An 18232-nucleotide genomic window follows, 5' to 3' on the forward strand; every position below is an offset into this window, starting at 1 on the left:
CCCCTCAGCCGGCCGGGTCGGCGGGGTCGGCGGGCGCGTCCGGGGCGGCCGGTGCGCAGATCCGGCAGGGATGGAGCCCGCGTGCCCGTACGGCGGAGTCGTCGACCGGCCGCGCGCCGTGCTTGCCGGTCACCAGCGGACAGTCCGGCCGGTGGTAGAGCGTGCCCTCGGCGACGGCGAGCAGACCGGTGCCGGGGGCGGCGGGCTCCTCCGGCGCCGTGGCTTCCTCCGGCTGCTCCGGTTCGACCAGGAGGGTGTAGAGCCGTTCGACCCGTCGGTCGGTCAGGTCGTCCGCGGTGGGCGGGGTCGGCGGGGCCGGCGGCCGACCGGGTGAACGCAGGGCGACCACGATGATGCCCGCCACGATCAGCGCCGCACCCGGGACGGTGGAGGAGGCCAGATAGGGGATCTGCTGTTCGACGAAGGCCTCGCCGGAGACGCCGTACCAGCCCAGGACGCACAGGGCCGCCCCGGCGGCCGCGAGGATCCAGCCCGGCCACTCGCGGGCGCCCGGCGCCGTGCGGGCCGCGCGGACGGCCGAGCGCAGCAGCCCCCGGCCGGGCCGCCCGGCCGCCCCGTTCGGAGTGGTATGCGGCTTCTCGCGCTCGGATTGCGATTCGTCCATGGATCCGCCTTCATGGTGTCACGTGCGACATTTCCAGGATCGGCCTGGGACAGCATCCGGAGAGCGGCGGACCGGACCGCGCGGCGCCCCCGAACGGTCGGCGCCGACCCGGGCGGCGCAGCCGAGTTCGTCGAGAGGAACACCATGCGAGTAAGGCAGAGCGGCACCCGTCGGGGCGGCGGCCCGGTCCCGCGACCGGCGGTGGCGCTGTGCGCGCTGCTGCTGGTGGGCGCGGTGGCCGGGTGCAGCAGCAGCTCGTCCGGCTCCTCGCCCTCGGCCTCGGTGTCGATCTCCGCCCCGGCGTCGGGGTCCGTCACGGTGACCGCGACCACCAGCGCCAGTGCCAGTGCCACCGTGAGTGCGGGTGCCACCGCCCCCGCCGATCCGGCGACCGCGACGAACCAGGTCACCGCCAACTGGGAGAAGTTCTTCGACCCCACCACCCCCATCCCCGAAAAGGCGACGCTGCTCCAGAACGGTGACGCGCTGCTCCCGGCGCTCCAGGGCTTCTCGCAGGATCCGCGGGTCGGTCAGGTCAAGGCCAAGGTCACGAACGTGACGTTCACTTCGCCGACCGAGGCCACCGTCACCTACGAACTCTCGCTCCAGGGCACGGTGGTCGCGCCGGACGCCACCGGCCAGGCCGTCCTCGACAACGGCACCTGGAAGGTCTCCCGCTCGTCGCTCTGCGGCCTGCTCGCCCAGGCCGGCGGTGGGAGCGGCGCCGCCGTCCCCGGATGCGGCTGACGGCCCCGCCGTCCCGCCGGGCCGCCGACGCGCACTGCCGTCGGCGGCCCGGCCCTCGCGTCCCGCGGCGCCGCGTCCGCCGCCGCTGCGGGGGCGCCGCCCTCCTCGCGCTGCTGCTCACCGCCGTCACCGCCTGCGGCACCCGGCTGCCGGGGAGCGCCTTCACCCACCGCCCCACCCCGGCCGGCGCGAGCACCGCCGCCGGGGCCAACCCCGCCTCCGACACCGGCGTCACGGCGACCGAGATCCGGATCGGTGTGGTCACCTCGCTCACCAGTCCGGTCGGCAGTGAGGTGTTCAGCGGCCCGCGCTACGGCGCGCAGGCCTTCGTCCAGGCCCTCAACGACCGGGGCGGCCTGCACGGGCGCACCGTCAAGCTGGTGACCTGCGACGACGGCGGCAGCGGCATCGGCAACCAGGACTGCGTGCACCGCCTGATCGACCAGCAGCACGTCTTCGCCTTCGTCTCCGGCAGCGTGCTCGACTACGCGGGTGCGCCGTACGTGAGCGGGAAGGGCGTGCCGGACGTCGGCGGCCAGCCGATCGGCACGGCCTACGACCGCTGGCCGCACCTCTACGGCATCTACGGCAGCGGCGCGCCGCGCGACGGGCAGGCCGTCGGCTGGAACGGGACGCTCTACCAGACCCCCGAGGTGTTCCGTTTCTTCACCGAACGGCTGGGCACCACCAGCGCCGCCGTGGTCGCCTACAACCAGGCCGACTCGGCCCGCTACGCCGCCCAACTGAAGGCCGGACTGGAGGCGGAGGGTTACCGCGTCCTGATGCAGACGGTCGACTTCGCGCTGCCGAACTTCCAGGCGGTGGCCGCCGCCGTGCGCGCCGACGGCTCGCAGCTGCTCCTCGACGCCATGGACACCCGGGGCAACGCGGCGCTCTGCCGGGCGCTCGACGAGGCCGGGGTGCGGGTCGCGGCGAAGGCGACCAACGTGCAGAACTGGTCGCAGACCGTCGGCACCGACTACGGCGCCTCACCCGGCTGCCGCAACGCGCTCTGGGCGACCTCGGCCAGCCTCAACTACGAGGACGTGCAGGACCAGGCGGTGCGGGACTTCCGCGCCGCGATGTCCCGCTACTACCCCGACCGCGAACCGCTGCTCTCCGCCTGGGAGCTGGAGGGCTGGGCGGGCGCCCAGTGGCTCACCGACGCGATGGACTCCTGCGGCGCCGACCTCACCCGGGCCTGCGTCGAGCGGTTCATGAACCGTGCCGAGCCGTACGACGCGCACGGACTGATCCTGCCCGCCTCGTTCGTCCCGCAGCCCCCGCCGACCGGGCCGACCCGGGCCTGTCTGAACGCCGCCCGCTGGCAGGACACCGCCTACGGGGGCCGGGGCGGCTGGGTCACCCAGGTGGCCTCGATGACCACCACGTGCTTCGAGGTGCCGCAACTGCCCTACCGACCGTGACGGGAGCCGACGGCTCCGGGGCGGTACGGCGGGACCACCGCCGCCGGCGGCCCGCGCGCCGCTGCGCCCCCCGGAGCGCCCTCAGCCGAGGCGCTCCACCGCGACGATCGCCGCGTCGTCGTCCAGCCGTCCGCCCGCGTGGGCCAGCAGGTCGTGGCGCACCTGCTGCACCAGGGCCTCCGGGGGGTCGGCGGACCAGGCCGTGACGCGCTCGGTGAGGGGGTAGAACCGCCGCCGGGCGTCGCGGGCCTCGATCACGCCGTCGGTGTAGATCAGCAGACGGTCGCCGGGAAGGAAGGCGAACTCGTCCACCTCGTAGCCGCCCGGGGCCAGTTCGCCCAGCCCGAGCGGCGGCGCCGGCCGGCGGGCGTCCAGCGCGGTGACGCCGTCGGCCCGCAGCCGCAGCGGTGGCGGGTGGCCGCAGTCGATCAGCCGGACCACCGAGCCGTCGTCCGGGATGTCCAGGATGACGGCGGTGATGAACGACTCCTCGCAGTCGTCCGCCGCCGCCCCGGCGGAGGCACTGTCCGGGCCCGACCGGTGGCCGCGACCGGTCCCGTCACCCGGCCGCTCCTCGCAGGGCTGCTCGCCGAGCCGGGCGAGACCCCAGCGGACGCTGCCGTCCAGATAGCCGGCGAGGTCGGTGAGGTCGGCGTGCAGGTGGGCGGCCGCCCGGAAGGCGCCCAGCAGGAGGGCGGCGTCGCCGAGCGAGGAGAGGCCCTTGCCGCGGACGTCGCCGACCAGCAGCCGGGTGCCGCCGGGGGTGCGGGCCGCCGCGTAGAGGTCGCCGCCGACCTGCGCCTCGGCCTCGGCGGCGAGGTAGACGGAGGCGAGGCGCAGGTGCCCGATCCGGTCCGGCAGCGGGCGCAGCAGGACGCGCTGGGCGGCCTCGGAGACGGAGCGGACCTGGGCCAGCTCCCGTTCGTGCCGGTCGCGCAGCACCCGTAGCGCGACGATCAGCACCGAGACGGCGATCTGCGCGCCGAGCTGGGTCTCGTGGTTGGGAGTGGTAAGCCCGTCGCGCGTGATGCCGATGACGGTGAGGCCGGCGAGCGCGAGCAGGGCGACGGCCGCGGTGGTCCGCGCCCCCGCGAAGGACGCGGTGATCGCGGGGGCCACGATCAGCAGCGGTCCGAGGTGGATCGTCGGCGGTGACAGGACGTCGACCACGGTGATCACGACGATCAGCGCGAGCGGGAGCGCCGTCAGCGCGTGGCGGCCGAGCCGCCACGACCGGCGGCGGTCGCGAGGACCCTGCCGAAGGGGCACCCCTCCTCTGTACACCGTCGGAGCGGTACCCCGCACCCCGGCGTCGGCCCGTTGCCGCCAGCCGGTTGTCGGCAGGCCGTTGCCGGCGGGACGGGACCGGCGCCCCCCGGCCCGGTCCTCGGCTCAGTCCTCGGCGCCGTAGCGGGCCAGGTAGCCGGCGAAGCGGGCGACGTCCTCGTCGGACCACTCGGTGAAGCGGGCGGTGAAGGCGACCCGGCGCTGCTCGCTGGCCTCGCGCAGCAGGGTCAGGCCGGCCTCGGTGGCGCGCAGGATCTGGCCGCGCTGGTCGTCCGGATCGGTCTCGCGGCGCAGCAGGTCGAGCTTCTCCAGCGCGGTGACCTGGCGGCTCACGGTGGACTTGTCGAGCATGAAGTACGAGGCGACGTCGGCGGCCCGGCAGCCGCCGCGCTCGTTGATCAGGTCGAGGATGCTGTAGGTGACCAGGGAGAGGTCCGGGTGCAGCTGGGAGGCCTTGTGCCGGGCACGCCGGGCGAAGGCGGTCAGCTCGCGCTGGATGGTGTCGATCGATGTCTCGCGGCCGGGCACGGCGGTCCTACCTCCTCGGTAATTTGTTGCACTGTACAACGTTTTGGGCTCCGCTGTGCCCGCCGTGTGCTGTCGGGCCACGCCGTCCGCCGCCGTCCTCCGCCCCGTTCCGCGGCCGGCGGCACCCGGCCAGGGGCGCGGCTCAGCCGGTCGTGGCGCCGTCCGGGGTGCCGGTGCCTCCCGCGGCCTGCCAGGCGCGGGCGGCCGCGATCCGGCGGGTGGCACTCGGATGAGTGGCGAACAGTAGCTCAAGCACCCGGGGCGGGTCGACATCGGACACGTTGGCCACTGCCAGTCTGCGCTGCATGGCGATGAACTGCTCGGCGTCCGAGGTCAGTTCCAGGGCGTGCCGGTCCGCCCGGGCCTCGACCCGGCGGCTCACCGCGCACTGCACCGGCCCCGACAGGGCGCCCAGCAGGGCCGCGCAGGCCGCCATCAGCGGCAGGACGCGCGGATCCGCCGCGTCCGTCGCCCCCGCCGCCGACAGCAGCGGGCCCCAGCCGGTCAGCAGGCCGATCAGGCAGACCACCACGGCCGCCCCCACCGCGCCCAGTACCGTGCCGGTCAGCACGTCCCGGTGCTTCACGTGCCCGAGTTCGTGCGCCACCACCAGCTCCACCTCGCGCGGCTCGGCGGTGGACAGCAGCGTGTCGTAGGCGACGATCCGTCGGGTCGCGCCCAGGCCGGACACGTACGCGTTGAGGGCCGTCGTCCGCCGGGAGGCGTCCGCCACCAGGACGTCCCGCACCCGGACGTCGTCCTGGTCGGCGAGCGCGAGCAGGGCGGTCCGCAGCGGGCCGGGCGCCATCGGGGTGAAGCGGTTGAAGACCGGCTCCACCAGCAGCGGGTAGAGGAAGGAGAGCGCCGCCGTGAGCAGCGCCGCCGCGCCGGCGGCCGGGAGCCACCAGCGGTCCGGCCAGCGGTCGGTGAGCGCGAACAGTCCGAACGCCAGGGGCAGCACCAGGGCCAGGCCCAGCGCCAGTCCGCGCACGGCGTCCACCGCCCAGCCGCCCCAGCCCTGGGTGACCAGGCCGAACCGGGCCCGCACCGTCCGGGCGCCGGCGGCGAACGGCAGCTGGGCCGCCCGGCCGAGGAGGACCAGGGCGGCCGCCCCTGCCAGCACCTCGGCCGTCCGCGAGCCGCCGAACAGGTCGCCGGCGGCCGTCACCAGAGCGGCTCCGGCCGGGCTCAGCCCGAGCAGCAGCGTCAGGAGAAGGCCGGCCAGCCGCCCGCCCAGTGCCCACGGCAACTGGGCACGCCGCAGCGCGCGGCCCCGGGCGCGCTGGGCGGGGGTGAAGTCGGGCGCGCCGGTACCGGCGCCGGGGGCGGGGGTCGCTGAGCCCGGAGGCGGGCTGACCGGATCTGTCATCTGTCGGCTGTCATCCGTAGTCCGTGAGCTGTCGGCCACCCGCTGCCGGGCGCCGTCCGTCGGGCGCTGTCCGTCCGGCCGCGCCCACCGGTTGCCCGTCGGGCGCGGGCCGGCCGGCGGCCGCCGGGATCAGCATGTCACTCCCGCGCCGGCCCGGTGGCGGACTCGGTGCCGCTGCGGAGCAGCCGGTGCCCCAGCTCGACCAGGGCCCTCCCCACGGCGAACGCGTCGCCGACCGCCTCGGCGGGCTCGTCCTGCGGGCTGCGGCGGGCGCGGGTGTCGGCGTGCAGCACGCTGCCGTCGGCGTCGAGCACGGCGTGCACCCGGGTGGTGTCCCGGCCCTCGACGAGGTGCAGGCTCACCTGCCACTCCTTGGTGCGGACGGCCGATCCCGCGTCCTCGGTGAGGGGAGCCGCGGTCGCCGCAGGGGCGGCGTGCACCGGTGCGGCGGCGCCGTCCGCGCGGACGATCACCACCGGGCAGCTGCCGTGCACCGCGCAGTGGGAGCTCACCGAACCCAGCAGCGTGCGGGCGAAGGTGCCGCGCCCCCGGCTGCCGAGCACCAGGAAGTCGGCGTCCGCGGACAGTTCCAGCAGCACCTCGGCCGCGTGGCCGAGGACGAGGCTCTCCTCGATCTCCACCGGCCGGTCCCGGCCGACCACCTCGTCCACCTCGGCGGTCAGCGTGCGCCGGGCCGCCCGCTCGAAGCCGTCGTCCAGCAGCGGCGTGAGCCACCCGTAGAGCGACGGGTACTCCCAGGCCGCCACCGCGTGGACCGCGGCCCCGGTCAGGCCCGCCTGACCGACCGCCCAGCGCAGCGCCGCCTTCGAGGGCGCGGAGCCGTCGATCCCGACCACGATCCGTCGCCGGCCGCCGTTCGCCGCGCCGATTCCCACACCGTCCATGCGCCGTCCACCTCGCCACCTCGGCCCGGGAGCGTGCAGCCCCGGGAGCGTGCACCCCTCCACGCTGCGCGTCCGGACGGCCGGTGCGCCAGGGACACGACGGCCCGGTGCGGCGGTCGTGGGGGCCGGGGTGTCCTGGTGGGGGTGGTGCCGGCGGTGGCGGGTCGTGGTGGTGGAGCCGGGTGCGGGGGTGCTGTGGGGGCCGGGGCGTCCCGGTGCGGCGGTTGACCAGGCTGGTCCGTCCCCTGCGGTGGAGCCGGGGGGACACCGAGGCGGGCCCGCCGGGCCCGCCGATACGATCGGTCGGGGCTGTCCGGCCCGGTGGGCGCGGGCAGTGGCCGTGAGCTGTGGCGCCGGTCCCGCCGGCGCCACCTGGGGAGAGGGGATCCGGTATGGCAGTCGAACCGTCCGGCGCGCAGGAGGTCCGGCGCGTCGAGGGCCTGGTGTCGGCGCAGGAGAAGGCGATCGCCCTGTTCGCCGAGGCCGAGGCGCGCGAACTGGTAACGCCCGGGGTGGGCGAGCGCGAGGCGAGCGACCGGATCCGGGATCTCGCCAACGAGATGTTCGGCGCCACCCGGCACTGGCACAAGCGGATCATCCGCTCCGGCCCGAACACCCTGGCCCCGTACCGGGACAACCCGCCGGACCGGGTCATCGGGGCCGACGACGTGGCCTTCGCCGACTTCGGCCCCGTCTTCGAGGAGTACGAGGCGGACTTCGGCCGCACCTACGTCTTCGGCGGCGATCCGCACAAGCGGCGGCTGCTCGCCGACCTGCCGCGGATCTTCGACGCCGGCCGCGCGTTCTTCGCGGCCGACCCGGAGATCACCGGGCGGCAGCTGCACGCCGAGGTCGAGCGGCTGGCCGCCGAGGCGGGCTGGGAGGTCGGCATCTGGCACGCCGGCCACCTCGTGGGCGAGTTCCCGCACGAGGTGAACGACGGGGCCAAGGCCGACTCCTACATCAACCCCGAGAACGAGACCCCGCTGCGCCGCACCGACCGGTCGGGGCGGGTCTGCCACTGGATCCTGGAGCTGCACCTCGTCGACCGGGAGCGCGGCTTCGGCGGCTTCTACGAGCAGTTGCTCGACCTGGCCTGACCGCGGTCCCCGGCCCGCGCTCCGGCCGCCGGGCCCGTCCTGCGCCCTGGCGCAGGGCGGGCGCGGGGCGGGCGGGCCGTGGAGGCAGACCGAAGGCGATGTGGGGGAATGGCGTAGTCTGACCGCTCTCGAATCGACCCTCGGGGGGACTTCACATGCGCCGAGTCGCGGCCGCCGTCGCACTGCTGCTCGGGCTGATACCCGTGGCCGCCTGCGGGCCGGACGACCCGGCGCCGGCCAAGGCCGCGCCGGCGGGCGACGCGGCGAAGCCCTCAGCGGCCGGGACGGCGCCCGCCTCGCCGTCCGCGAGCGCCTCGGCGCCCCGCCCGGACGGTTCGATCACGGTGGCGTTCGCCGGGGACGTCCACTTCGAGGGCCGCACCGAGGCCCGGCTCGCGGTGAAGGCGCCCGAGCAGGCGCTCGGCCCGATCGCCACGACCCTCTCCGACGCGGACCTCGCCGTCCTCAACCTGGAGACCGCGATCACCGACCGGGGTGCCCCCGAGCCGAAGACGTACACCTTCCGCACCTCGCCCAAGGCGCTCACCGCCCTCAAGGACTCCGGCGTCGACGTCGTCTCGATGGCCAACAACCACGCCGTGGACTTCGGCGCGGACGGGCTCACCGACACGCTCGCCGCCAAGGACTCCGCGCCGATCCCGGTCGTCGGCGTCGGCCGCAACGCCAAGGAGGCGTACGCCCCGTACGTCACCACCGTGCGCGGGGTGAAGGTCGCGGTGCTCGCGGCCAGCCAGGTCGAGGACCTGACGAACCAGAAGTGGCGGGCCGGCGCCACCAAGCCGGGCATCGCCTCGGCGCTGGACGCCGCCGCGCTGGTCAAGGCGGTGGAGGAGGCGAAGAAGCAGGCGCCCGTCGTGCTCGTGTACCTGCACTGGGGCGACGAGGGCAAGGCCTGTCCGACCGGCGCCCAGAGCGCCATCGCCAAGAAGCTCGCCACCGCCGGGGCCACCGCTGTGGTCGGCACCCACGCCCACACCATGCTGGGCTCGGGCATGCTCGGCTCCACCTACATCGGCTACGGCTTCGGCAACTTCCTCTGGTACGGCACCTCCGACTACGCCAACTCCAACGAGACCGGCGTGACGACGCTGACCCTGACCGCGGCCGGCAAGGTCACCGGCGAGGTGTTCACGCCCGCCACCGTCGACGGCCAGGGCGTGCCCGTCCCGCAGACCGGCGCCGCCGCGACGGCCGCGCTCAAGCGCCGCGACGGCCTGCGGGGCTGCACCGGGCTGGCCCCGGTGGCGGGCGCGACGCGCTGAGGCCGTGGACGTGGCCGCGCTCAGACGCGGCGACGGTCCGCCGGGCCGAGGTCGTGCGGGTCGCGGGTGGTGAGCGCCTCGGCCACCGGCCGCCCACCGCCCGCCGACCGGGCGAGCCGCTCGCGGACCTCCCCCGGGGTGCGCGGCCGCCACCCCGGGCCGTAGCAGCAGCGCGAGTGGAAGGTCACCCCCGCGGCGAGCAGGGCCGTCAGGGCCCGCCACCCCGCGGTGTCCCGGCGTCGCGGGACCGCCAGGTCCTGGCCCGCGTCGACCAGTTCGCCGCCGCAGCGCGCGCAGACGTCCCGCCCCGGTGCGCCGTGCCGCTTCACGGACAGCCGGCACGGCGGGCAGACGAAGTGTCGTCGCGAGGTCCGGCTCCGGGTGCACATGCCGCTCACGGTAGGCGCGCGCCATGCCGTCGGCATCCGGATTTCCGGGCGGGCGGCCGCCGGGGGCGGCCCGGGGGCCCGGCGGCGGCGTGAGAGGGTCGAAGCGGAAGACGTGGTGGTCACGGGTGCGGAGGAGAGCCGGCCGATGACGGAGTGGAAGACGTACGGCCGGCGGCCGGTCTACGAGTCGCCCTGGGTGGAGCTGTGGCTGGACGACGTGGAGATCCCCGGGGTCGGGCGGGTCGACCACCATGTGGTGCGGATGCCGAAGGCCTGCACCACGGCGGTCGTGACCGATGACGCGGGCCGGTTCCTGCTGCTGTACCGGCACCGGTTCATCACCGGGCAGTGGGGGTGGGAGGTGCCGGCCGGGTGGGCGGAGCCGGGCGAGGAGCCGGCGGCGGCCGCCGCCCGGGAGGTGGAGGAGGAGACCGGGTGGCGACCGGGCCGGGTGGAGCCGCTGGTCGGGTTCAACGCGATGTCCGGCATCTCGACGATGCGCTTCCACGCGTTCCACATGACCGGCTGCACCCGGATCGGCGAGCCGACCGACCGGAGCGAGGCGACCCGGGTCGAGTGGGTGGCGGAGGAGGACGTGGTCGAGCTGCTGGCCGCCGGGGAGGTGCCCGAGGGGGCGTCGCTCGCGGCGCTCTCCTACTTCCTCGGGCCGTACCGCCTGGCGCGGCGGCGGTCGGCCGACTGACCGCCGCCGGTCGCGACGGCCGGTGCGCTCACTCCCGGTGGTTGGCCTCGCCGTGCTTCCAGTAGCCCTTCGCGTGGACCCGGTCGCGGGGGAGGCCCAGGTCGCCGAGGAGGTGGCGGCGGAGGGTTCCGACGGCGACGGCCTCACCGGCGATCCAGGCGGCGGAGCCGGTGGTTCCCGCGGGGCCGGCAGGGTCAGGGCCGGTCAGGACGTCGGCGGCGAGGACGGCGTCGGTGAGGAGCCGGCCCTTGGGGTGGGCGCCGTCGCGGGGGAGCCAGGTGGTGGTGAGCTCGGCGGCGGTGCCGAGCGGCAGCGCGTCGGCGCCGGTGGCGATCTCGAAGTAGGCGAAGGCCCTTACCGTGCTGGGCAGTTGATCGAGAATGGTGAGCGCGGCGGGCAGCGCGCTCTCGTCGGCGGCGAGGAGCAGCCGGGTGACGCCGTCCAGGTCGGGCCGGCGGCCGCGCGGGCCGGCGAGGACGGCCCGGTCGCCGGGTCGGGCGATGGACGCCCAGCGGGCCAGGGGTCCGTTGCCGTGCAGGACGATGTCGATGTCCACCTCGCGCTCGGCGGGTCGGTGCCGGCGGATGGTGTAGGCCCGGGACGGGCCCTCGGGGATGGCCAACTTGACCCACTGGGTGGGGTGTTCGATCCCGAGGTCGGGCAGCGTCGGGCCGCTGAAGGTGATCCGGGTGAGGGTGGAGGTCAGCGGGGTGGTGGCGATGACCTCGACGTCGTGGGCCGGGCGGGGGCGTCGGAACATGATGACTCCTGAGCGGGCCCGGAGGTGGACTCGGGCCGGGTGAAGGGGAGTTCGGTGACGGAGGGGCCGGGGCGCGCCACGGCGAACGGCCGCACGGCGGTGCGGTGCGGCAGCCGCGCGGTGGCGGGTGATGGCGGGTGGTGCCCGGAGTGGGCGCCCGGATCAGTGCGTGAAGCGGGCGAGCTGCCGGTCGAGCAGGGTGTCGACGAAGGCCCGGTCGAGCGGGCGGCGCAGCACCAGGGCGCGGTGGTAGAGCGGGGCGAGCAGGGCGTCCAGGAGTGCGGCGGCCTCGTCCTCGGAGGTGCCGAGGCAGGCCCGGGTGTGCGCGACGTCCCGCTCGCGGAGCGGGTCGAGGAAGCCGGTGTGCAGCAACTCTGCTGTCCGGGAGTCGAGTTGCGCGTGCCCGAGGAGGGCCTGCAGGACTCGGCCGGCCGGTTCCTCGCCGAGGAAGGCGGCGAAGCGGTGCAGGTAGACGCGCAGGTCGGCCGGGGTGGCCGGGGAGTCGGGCCAGACCAGGGCGGGACCGGAGTCCAGCGCCAGGTTGTCGAAGAGGATGTCGACCTTGGACTTCCACCAGCGGTAGATGGTCTGCTTGGCGACGCCCGCCGCCGCGGCGATGCCCTCGATGGTGAGGCCCTCGAAGCCGTGCTCGACCAGGAGGTCGTCGGCGGCGTTCAGCACGGCCAGGCGCGCGGCCTCGCTGCGGCGACCGCCGGTACTCGCGCTGCTGCTGCCGGTGGCGGGGCGGGGCTGGGCGGCGATGGCGCTGCGGTCCTCACGGGCGGGCCGCTGCGGGAGCCGGCCGGGGTGCTGGGTCGGGCCCATCCTCTCACGCCTCCTCCGCCGCGAGGGGCGTCGGCCGTGCGCGACGGCCGGTCAGGCCGGCCGCGACGCCGACGGCCAGTACCGCGACCAGCGCGCTGAAGACGACCCCTGCCGTGCGCAGGTCGGTGGCCCGGATCAGGAGCCCGACGCCCACCACCGGTACCGAGAGCATCGTGTACAGGACGGCGAAGTAGGCCGAGATCGCCTCGCCGCGCCGTCGCGGTTCGACGCCCCCGTTGATGGTGGCGAGCCCGGTGGCGACGGCGGTACCGGTGGCGAGGCCGTTGAGCACCGCGCCGAGGAGCAGCGGCGGCAGCGTCCCGGTGAGCAGCGCGGTGGCGACCAGGGCCGCCGCCACGACGAGCCCGGCGCAGGCGGCGGGCAGGGCGCGGGGGCCGGGCAGCACGCGGGCGAGTACCTGGCCGGCCCCGGTGGCGACGAAGGCGAGGCAGGCGACCAGGCCGGTGAGCGCGTGGTGGTGGATGCCGAGGACGGTGGCGAGGAAGAGCCCGCTGACGGAGGTGAGGACGCCGAGGGCGGCGAAGCCGGACCCGGCGGTCAGGGCGGCGCGCAGCAGGGCGGGCCGGATGGCGGTCGGGACGAGCGGCGGCTCGAAGGGCGGGGGGAGCGCGGCGCCGGTGCTCCCCGGGGCGTTCCCGGGGGTCTCGCGACGGGCCTTGCGGGAGGCCGTGCGAGGGGGCGTGTGAACGGCCGTGTGGTGGGCCTCGCGGAGGGCCTTGCGGGGTCCGCCGCCGGGCGCGCTCTCCGGGACGGCGAAGAGGCCGAGCAGGGCGACCGCGGTGAGGGCGAGCATCACCGTCCAGGGCAGCCGCAGCGGGGAGCCGGCCCATTCGGCGAGGATCCCGGAGAGCAGCGTGCCGCCGGCCAGTCCGCCCATGTTGGCGGCGAGCGCGAGGGTCTGCGCCCGCAGCCGGCGCTCCGGCGGAGCGAGGTCGAGCAGGGCCGCGGTGGCGGCGCCGGTGACCAGGGCTGCGGCGAGGCCGGACACCACCCGGGCGACGAGCAGCCAGGGCAGGGCGGAGGCGGCCTCGAAGAGTCCGGCGGCGGCCGCGGCGAGGAGCAGGGCGCCGGCCATGACGGGGCGGCGGCCGATCCGGTCGGAGAGGCGGCCGAGCGTGAGCAGGCCCACGACGACTCCGGCGGCGTAGACGGCGAAGGTCACCGTGACCATCAACGGCGAGAAGCCGAAGGCCTGTTGGTAGATCGGATAGAGCGGGGTCGGGACGGTGGTGCCCGCCATGGTGACCCAGAAGGCGAGAGCGATGGCGGCCCGGGCGAGCGGAGTCGCCGGGGCGGACAGGGCGGACGAGGCTGTGGCCGCCGCCGGGGGGCTGTCGGGGGGCGCGGAAGGCACGGATGTGCTCCTCGGGTGAGGTGAGGTGAGGTGAGGGAGGTGAGGGAGGTGAGGCCTGGCGGGGCGGGAGTTCCGCGCGGGGCGGAGTCGGCGCAGCGCGGGGCGGAGTCGGCGCAGCGCGGGGCGGGCCCCGGAGGCGAAAGTAGACGCAACGTTGCGTTGCGATTTGAACGTAGCACTGGACGCAACGTTGCGTCCAGGCTCGATGGTGCGCCCCGGTCGACCCCGGTGCGGAACGGCGGCTGCCGCCGCGAGTTGACGGACTCGCAGCTCCGCGGCGCACCCGAACGGGTGTGTTAGGTTAGCCTTGCCTAATGTTGCCGCTCAAGGGGAGTTCGGGGAGGGGGTGTCCAGGTGCGACTGCCCGAATCAGCGGGCCTGATCGCGAACCTGCGGCCGGGAACCCCGCCCGCCCCGGTGCTCCGCCCCTGACCGGACGGAACCGGTGTCCGGACGGCGGCGCCACCCGCGTCGCCCGACCGGCTCGCACGCGGCCGCCGAGGGTCGACTGCCCCGCGTCCACCGGGGGCCGAGGCTCCGGACCACCAGCGACCCTCGCGCCACCCGGGCGAACCGTTCACCCGGCCCCGAACCGCCCCACCCGCCGACCGCCCCGACCGGGGCACCCGGCGGCCACTCGCAGACTGGGAGAATCCAGGTGACCACCGTGCACCACGCCCCCGCCGGGACGGACCACACCGTCATCGGCGCGGCCAGCGGGCTGCTGGGCCAGTACCGGGCCGCGCCCGACGAGGCGTTCTTCGCCTCGCCGACCCGCACGCTGCTCGCCGAGGGCGTGCACGCCAGGGTGGTGCAGGACGAGCGCCCGCTGCCGGTGCGGGTCGCCGAGGCACTGGCCCGGGCGCGCCGTGACGGGGTCCGGCAGCCGCTGGTGATGGGCGCGGTGGCGTTCGACCACGACAGCAGGGCCGAACTGGCCGTGCCCGCCGGGCTGCGCGTCTGCGGCGCGCTGCGGGACGACCCGCTGATCGCCCTGCCCGCCCCGGCCGCCGAGCCGGTGGAGTGGCGGGTCCGTCCGGTGCCCGAGCCCGAGGTGTACGGGGCGGGCGTCGCCGAGGCCGTCCGGCGTTTGCGGGCGGGCGAGTTGAGCAAGGTCGTGCTCGCCCGGACACTCGAACTGAGTGCCGGTCGCCCGCTCGATCTGCCCGCGATCCTCCAGCGGCTGGCCCGCCGCGACCCGAGCGGCTACACCTTCGCGGTGCCCGCCGGGGCGGGTCGCACCCTGATCGGCGCCAGCCCCGAACTGCTGCTCTCGCGCCGCGGCACCACGGTGGTGGCGAACCCGCTGGCCGGTTCGGTGCCGCGCACCGCCGACCTGGGCGAGGACGTCCGCCGGGCCGCCGCGCTGCTGGAGTCCCCGAAGGACCTGCGCGAGCACGCCTTCGTGGTGGACGCCATCCGCGAGGCGCTGGCCCCGTACTGCCGGACGCTGCTGGTGCCGGCCGCCCCGACCCTGGTCCGGACCGCCGCCATGTGGCACCTGGCGACCACGATCACCGCCGAACTGGCCGACCCGGCGGTGTCGGCGCTGGAGCTGGCCACCGCCCTGCACCCGACCCCGGCGGTCTGCGGGTCGCCGACGCCGGCGGCGCGGCGGGCGATCGGCGAGATCGAGCCGTTCGACCGCGGACTGTACGCCGGGATGGTCGGCTGGGGCGACGCGGACGGTGACGGCGAGTGGGTGGTGACCCTGCGCTGCGCGGAGGCCGACGAGGGCACGCTGCGGGTGTTCGCCGGGGCGGGCGTCGTCGCCGAGTCCCGGCCGGAGGCCGAACTGGCCGAGACCAGCGCCAAGTTCCGCACCTTCCTGGACGCCGCGGGGGTGCCGCGGTGAGGGTCCGGGCGGCGGCCGAAGCTCGCTGTGCGGCACTCGGGTGCGGGGCCGGCCGTCGCGGTCGGCCCCGGCTGACGACCCGGGCCCTACGGCAGGTCGATCCGCTCGGTCCGGTAGGCCCCGATCACCTCGATCCCCTTGCTCCCCGTGATGCCGTCCAGCGGCAGCGACTCCGTGTACGGGGCGGTGGCGGGGAGCCCGATGCCGGACAGCGAGCCGACCACCTCGATGCCCCAGTACTCCGGCTGCGCGAGGTAGACCCGGGGCGACAGCCGGACGGTCATGTTCAGGTAGGGCTTGGTCCCGTTCACCACGAGGATGAACGTGCCCGGGACGATCCCCGGGACGGCCTTCGCCTCCTCGGAGTCGATCAGGCGCACGGACTCCGGCGCCGGCCGCTCTGCAAAGTTCTCCGCCATGGTGAACCCTTTCGTCACCGCGATGCCCTCAGGCCTTCCGACGACGCAGGCTAGCTGACGGTCGCTCACGAACGATGCCTGCCGCGCGCGTACGAGGGCGCCCGCATGCCCGACACCCGCCCGGCGGATCCGACCGCTCGGGAGAGCGGTGTCTCCGTGGCTGCCGCGAAGGCGACGAAGTCGGCCCAGGCGGCGGGGGAGAAGGCGAGCTGCGGCCCGCTCCGGTCTTTCGAGTCCCGGACGCGCACGGCGGTCGTCATGGCGGCGACCTCGACGCACTCGCCGCCCGCGGTGCCGCTGTAGCTGGACTTGAACCACGCGAGCTCAGTGCTCATTGCTCCTCCGCCAACTTGTCGATGAACCTCGCCGACGCCTCGGGGGCGAGGGCCTGTCGAAGGATCATTTCATGGCGCTGGCTGAGCACGCTCACCTTTGACGGGTCGGAATAGAGCAAGCCTGTGGTCTGGCCCTCCTCGTAGCCGAGGCGGATGTGATCGGCGGTCTCCAGAAGTACGAATGGACCGTCGAGGCCGGGGTGGGCGTCCCTGGCCGGGACGACCTGGATGGTTACGTGGCGAGGCGCCCCGGCGGCCAGCAGGTGGCGAAGCTGCCGCTGTTGGGCCTCCGTTGAACCTAGTGGGTGTCGCAGTGCGGCCTCGCCGATCAGGAAGCAGAAGGACTTGGTCGGGGTGCTGAGGAGGTTCTGGCGGTCAAGTCGTGCGGCTACACGCTCCTCGACCGTCTCGTCGTCCATCCGGGGCCAGTAGGAGTTCATGAGGGCCCTGGCGGTCTCTTCGGTCTGAAGCAAGCCAGGGATGAGCTGGTTCTGATAGTTCGACAGAATGACGGCTTCAGCCTCGTAGCGCATGTAGTCCTCGGCGAAGTCCGGGTACTTCTCGGGCCTCAGGAACTCCTCGCCCGCCGCCAGGATGCCCTTCGCCCCGCACAACTCGTCGGCGATGTCGAGCAGGTGCCTGGAGGGTCGGCGCCGACCGGCCTCCATGGAGCGGACGCTCTCCACGCTGTAGCCGGCGTCCCTGGCCAGGTCCTCGCGACTGACCCCGGCCCGGGTGCGCCAGAGCTTGATCTGGTTGCCGCAGTAGCGCCAGGCCATCGGCGGTGGCGTGTTGGAAGTAGCGCTCATGGCGGAGCCCCCTGCTCCTCGACCGGCTCGGGCTCCGAGAGTAGGGCGGGAGCGGGCCGGGGTGTGGGCGAACCATCCGAAACCGCGCGTCCGGGTGAACCCCGCTCGGGGCGGGTGCCGTGAGTGTCGGGCGGTGGAGCGCGGGGTCGCTGTGATGAGCTGAGGGCTGCCGTGCCCTCCGGTCCCGTGCGGCAGCCGTTCCGGTCCTGCTGGACCGTCCTCCTGAGGGGAGACGCTCGTGCGCAGTCGTGTCGGAGCCGGGGTGCTGGCTCTGGTCCTGGGGTCCGGTGCCGTCGCGGGCTGTTCGTCGGCGCCGGCGCCCCCGGCCACGTCGGCCGCCCCGAGCTCTGCCGCCGCCTCGGCAGTCGCCTCCCCCACCGCCTCCCCCACCGCCTCCGCCACCGCCTCCGCCCCGGCCACGCCCGGTGCCGCGCCGTCGGTGGCCGTCCGGGCGACGGTCACCGAGGAGTTGGCGGCGCCCTGGGGCCTGGTGGTGCTGCCCGACGGGGACCTGCTGGTGTCCGAGCGGGACGACGGACGGATCGGCCGGGTCGCGGCGAAGGACGGCGCCCGCACCGGGACCGGGACCGTCCCCGGGGTGGTCTCCGGCGGCGAGGGCGGCTTGCTGGGCCTCGCGCTGTCGCCCGGCTACGCCACCGACCACCTGGTGTACGCCTACTTCAGCACCGTCGCGGACAACCGCGTCGTCCGTCTGACGTACGACCCGACGCGGCCGCCGGAGCAGCAACTCGGCACGCCCGAGGCCCTCCTGACGGGCATCCCGCACGGGCCCCGGCACAACGGCGGGCGGATCGCCTTCGGCCCCGACGGCCTGCTCTACGTGGGCACCGGGGACAGCGGCGACACCGGGCTCGCCCAGGACAAGGGCTCGCTCGGCGGCAAGATCCTGCGGCTCGCCCCGGACGGCACCCCCGCTCCCGGCAACCCCTTCCCCGGCTCGCCCGTGTACTCCTACGGCCACCGCAATGTGCAGGGGCTCACCTGGGATCCCCAAGGGCGACTCTGGGCCTCGGAGTTCGGCCAGGACACCTGGGACGAGCTGAACCTGATCAAGGCCGGCGGCAACTACGGCTGGCCGGTGGTCGAGGGCGCCGGGAACCGCCCCGACTTCATCGACCCGGTGGCCCAGTGGCATACCGCTGACGCGTCCCCGAGCGGTATCGCCTACGCCGACGGCGCCGTCTGGATCGCCGCGCTGCGGGGTACCCGGCTCTGGCGCGTCCCGCTCGACGGTGACCGCGCGGCGGGGGCTCCGGAGGCGTTCCTCGACGACGCCTACGGGCGGCTGCGCACGGTGGTCGCGGACCGGGACGGCACGCTGTTGCTGGTCACCAACAACACCGACGGGCGCGGGGACTCGCGCTCCGGCGACGACCGGATCCTGCGCCTGACCGTCTCCTAGCGGCGCGGCCGGTCCCCGCGGTCCCGGCCGCTTCTGACATGCTCGGATCGAGTGCGCGGTCCGCCGAC

Annotated in this window: 18 protein-coding genes and 1 pseudogene; 7 read left to right on the forward strand and 12 right to left on the reverse strand. The window is 75.3% G+C overall.

All coding sequences use genetic code 11. The features are described from left to right. Window positions 1-4: 4 nt before the first annotated feature. Window positions 5-625, reverse strand: a complete 621-nt coding sequence (locus ABZ497_RS15655) for a hypothetical protein (RefSeq protein WP_359805419.1) — start codon at window positions 623-625, stop codon at window positions 5-7. A gap of 144 nt (window positions 626-769) precedes the next feature. Between ABZ497_RS15655 and ABZ497_RS15660 the strand changes: the two genes are divergently transcribed. Both ABZ497_RS15660 and ABZ497_RS15665 read left to right on the forward strand, forming a co-directional pair. Then, window positions 770-1372 (forward strand): hypothetical protein, encoded by a 603-nt coding sequence (locus tag ABZ497_RS15660; RefSeq protein WP_359805420.1) that lies wholly within the window; start codon window positions 770-772, stop codon window positions 1370-1372. Continuing rightward, window positions 1363-2799, forward strand: a complete 1437-nt coding sequence (locus tag ABZ497_RS15665; RefSeq protein ID WP_359805422.1) for an ABC transporter substrate-binding protein — start codon at window positions 1363-1365, stop codon at window positions 2797-2799. The genes ABZ497_RS15660 and ABZ497_RS15665 overlap by 10 nt, the downstream gene beginning before the upstream one ends. 81 nt (window positions 2800-2880) lie before the next feature. Here the strand turns inward: ABZ497_RS15665 and ABZ497_RS15670 are convergent, their stop codons facing one another. The 4 genes from ABZ497_RS15670 to ABZ497_RS15685 form a co-directional block, all read right to left on the reverse strand. Beyond that, window positions 2881-4068 carry a PP2C family protein-serine/threonine phosphatase gene (locus ABZ497_RS15670; RefSeq protein ID WP_359805424.1) on the reverse strand — a complete coding sequence of 396 codons (1188 nt, stop codon included), beginning with the start codon at window positions 4066-4068 and terminating at the stop codon, window positions 2881-2883. 123 nt (window positions 4069-4191) lie between these two features. Further along, window positions 4192-4614, reverse strand: coding sequence for a MarR family transcriptional regulator (locus ABZ497_RS15675; RefSeq protein WP_329490397.1), 423 nt, complete (start codon window positions 4612-4614; stop codon window positions 4192-4194). 142 nt (window positions 4615-4756) lie between these two features. After that, window positions 4757-5983, reverse strand: a complete 1227-nt coding sequence (locus ABZ497_RS15680) for a M48 family metalloprotease (RefSeq protein ID WP_359805426.1) — start codon at window positions 5981-5983, stop codon at window positions 4757-4759. A 137-nt stretch (window positions 5984-6120) separates the two neighbouring features. Next, on the reverse strand, window positions 6121-6888 hold the full coding sequence (locus tag ABZ497_RS15685; protein WP_359805428.1) for a universal stress protein: 768 nt from the start codon (window positions 6886-6888) through the stop codon (window positions 6121-6123). Between the two features lie 392 nt (window positions 6889-7280). Here ABZ497_RS15685 and ABZ497_RS15690 point away from each other — a divergent pair, with 392 nt between their 5' ends. Next, complete coding sequence (locus tag ABZ497_RS15690; RefSeq protein ID WP_359805430.1) at window positions 7281-7988, forward strand: M24 family metallopeptidase; 708 nt, start codon at window positions 7281-7283, stop codon at window positions 7986-7988. A gap of 155 nt (window positions 7989-8143) precedes the next feature. Beyond that, entirely contained in the window at window positions 8144-9271 is a 1128-nt protein-coding gene (locus ABZ497_RS15695) for a CapA family protein (RefSeq protein ID WP_359805432.1), read from the forward strand. Between the two features lie 20 nt (window positions 9272-9291). Here ABZ497_RS15695 and ABZ497_RS15700 read toward each other — a convergent pair whose 3' ends face one another. Beyond that, complete coding sequence (locus ABZ497_RS15700) at window positions 9292-9660, reverse strand: hypothetical protein (RefSeq protein ID WP_359805434.1); 369 nt, start codon at window positions 9658-9660, stop codon at window positions 9292-9294. A gap of 145 nt (window positions 9661-9805) precedes the next feature. On the opposite strand from ABZ497_RS15700, the gene ABZ497_RS15705 reads away from it, so the two are divergent. Continuing rightward, window positions 9806-10363: an NUDIX domain-containing protein gene (locus ABZ497_RS15705; RefSeq protein WP_359805436.1), complete on the forward strand. Its 558-nt coding sequence runs from the start codon at window positions 9806-9808 to the stop codon at window positions 10361-10363. Between the two features lie 28 nt (window positions 10364-10391). Here ABZ497_RS15705 and ABZ497_RS15710 read toward each other — a convergent pair whose 3' ends face one another. The 3 genes from ABZ497_RS15710 to ABZ497_RS15720 all read right to left on the reverse strand — a co-directional run bounded on the left by ABZ497_RS15710 (window position 10392) and on the right by ABZ497_RS15720 (window position 13323). Next, entirely contained in the window at window positions 10392-11123 is a 732-nt protein-coding gene (locus ABZ497_RS15710) for a siderophore-interacting protein (protein ID WP_359805438.1), read from the reverse strand. Window positions 11124-11285: 162 nt separating this feature from the next. Beyond that, the gene (locus ABZ497_RS15715) at window positions 11286-11948 is read right to left on the reverse strand and encodes a TetR/AcrR family transcriptional regulator (RefSeq protein WP_329490405.1); all 663 of its coding nucleotides are present in this window, start codon (window positions 11946-11948) and stop codon (window positions 11286-11288) included. 4 nt (window positions 11949-11952) lie between these two features. Next, a complete protein-coding gene (locus ABZ497_RS15720) occupies window positions 11953-13323 on the reverse strand; it encodes an MFS transporter (protein ID WP_359805440.1) in 1371 nt (456 codons plus the stop codon). 652 nt (window positions 13324-13975) lie between these two features. On the opposite strand from ABZ497_RS15720, the gene dhbC reads away from it, so the two are divergent. Further along, window positions 13976-15178 (forward strand): isochorismate synthase DhbC, encoded by a 1203-nt coding sequence (gene dhbC / locus ABZ497_RS15725; RefSeq protein ID WP_359805471.1) that lies wholly within the window; start codon window positions 13976-13978, stop codon window positions 15176-15178. Window positions 15179-15264: 86 nt separating this feature from the next. Here the strand turns inward: dhbC and ABZ497_RS15730 are convergent, their stop codons facing one another. The 3 genes and pseudogenes from ABZ497_RS15730 to ABZ497_RS15740 form a co-directional block, all read right to left on the reverse strand. Beyond that, window positions 15265-15597, reverse strand: coding sequence for a hypothetical protein (locus ABZ497_RS15730; protein ID WP_359805442.1), 333 nt, complete (start codon window positions 15595-15597; stop codon window positions 15265-15267). 161 nt (window positions 15598-15758) lie between these two features. Further along, window positions 15759-15932, reverse strand: a pseudogene (locus tag ABZ497_RS15735) (DUF397 domain-containing protein); the annotation flags it as partial. Then, window positions 15929-16741: a helix-turn-helix transcriptional regulator gene (locus ABZ497_RS15740; RefSeq protein ID WP_359805444.1), complete on the reverse strand. Its 813-nt coding sequence runs from the start codon at window positions 16739-16741 to the stop codon at window positions 15929-15931. The pseudogene ABZ497_RS15735 and the gene ABZ497_RS15740, both read right to left, overlap by 4 nt. Before the next feature lie 238 nt (window positions 16742-16979). Between ABZ497_RS15740 and ABZ497_RS15745 the strand changes: the two genes are divergently transcribed. Then, entirely contained in the window at window positions 16980-18164 is a 1185-nt protein-coding gene (locus ABZ497_RS15745) for a PQQ-dependent sugar dehydrogenase (protein WP_359805446.1), read from the forward strand. The last annotated feature ends 68 nt before the right edge of the window (window positions 18165-18232 follow it).

This window comes from Kitasatospora sp. NPDC005751, from assembly GCF_040630835.1.
Taxonomy (GTDB): Bacteria; Actinomycetota; Actinomycetes; order Streptomycetales; family Streptomycetaceae; genus Kitasatospora.

Bases quoted from the DNA above. Each gene is read 5' to 3' on its own strand.
- ABZ497_RS15655 (WP_359805419.1), bottom strand. From the start codon at position 625: ATGGACGAATCGCAATCCGAGCGCGAGAAGCCGCATACCACTCCGAAC.
- ABZ497_RS15660 (WP_359805420.1), top strand. From the start codon at position 770: ATGCGAGTAAGGCAGAGCGGCACCCGTCGGGGCGGCGGCCCGGTCCCG.
- ABZ497_RS15665 (WP_359805422.1), top strand. From the start codon at position 1,363: ATGCGGCTGACGGCCCCGCCGTCCCGCCGGGCCGCCGACGCGCACTGC.
- ABZ497_RS15680 (WP_359805426.1), bottom strand. From the start codon at position 5,983: ATGACAGATCCGGTCAGCCCGCCTCCGGGCTCAGCGACCCCCGCCCCC.
- ABZ497_RS15685 (WP_359805428.1), bottom strand. From the start codon at position 6,888: ATGGACGGTGTGGGAATCGGCGCGGCGAACGGCGGCCGGCGACGGATC.
- ABZ497_RS15690 (WP_359805430.1), top strand. From the start codon at position 7,281: ATGGCAGTCGAACCGTCCGGCGCGCAGGAGGTCCGGCGCGTCGAGGGC.
- ABZ497_RS15695 (WP_359805432.1), top strand. From the start codon at position 8,144: ATGCGCCGAGTCGCGGCCGCCGTCGCACTGCTGCTCGGGCTGATACCC.
- ABZ497_RS15700 (WP_359805434.1), bottom strand. From the start codon at position 9,660: ATGTGCACCCGGAGCCGGACCTCGCGACGACACTTCGTCTGCCCGCCG.
- ABZ497_RS15705 (WP_359805436.1), top strand. From the start codon at position 9,806: ATGACGGAGTGGAAGACGTACGGCCGGCGGCCGGTCTACGAGTCGCCC.
- ABZ497_RS15710 (WP_359805438.1), bottom strand. From the start codon at position 11,123: ATGTTCCGACGCCCCCGCCCGGCCCACGACGTCGAGGTCATCGCCACC.
- ABZ497_RS15715 (WP_329490405.1), bottom strand. From the start codon at position 11,948: ATGGGCCCGACCCAGCACCCCGGCCGGCTCCCGCAGCGGCCCGCCCGT.
- ABZ497_RS15730 (WP_359805442.1), bottom strand. From the start codon at position 15,597: ATGGCGGAGAACTTTGCAGAGCGGCCGGCGCCGGAGTCCGTGCGCCTG.
- ABZ497_RS15740 (WP_359805444.1), bottom strand. From the start codon at position 16,741: ATGAGCGCTACTTCCAACACGCCACCGCCGATGGCCTGGCGCTACTGC.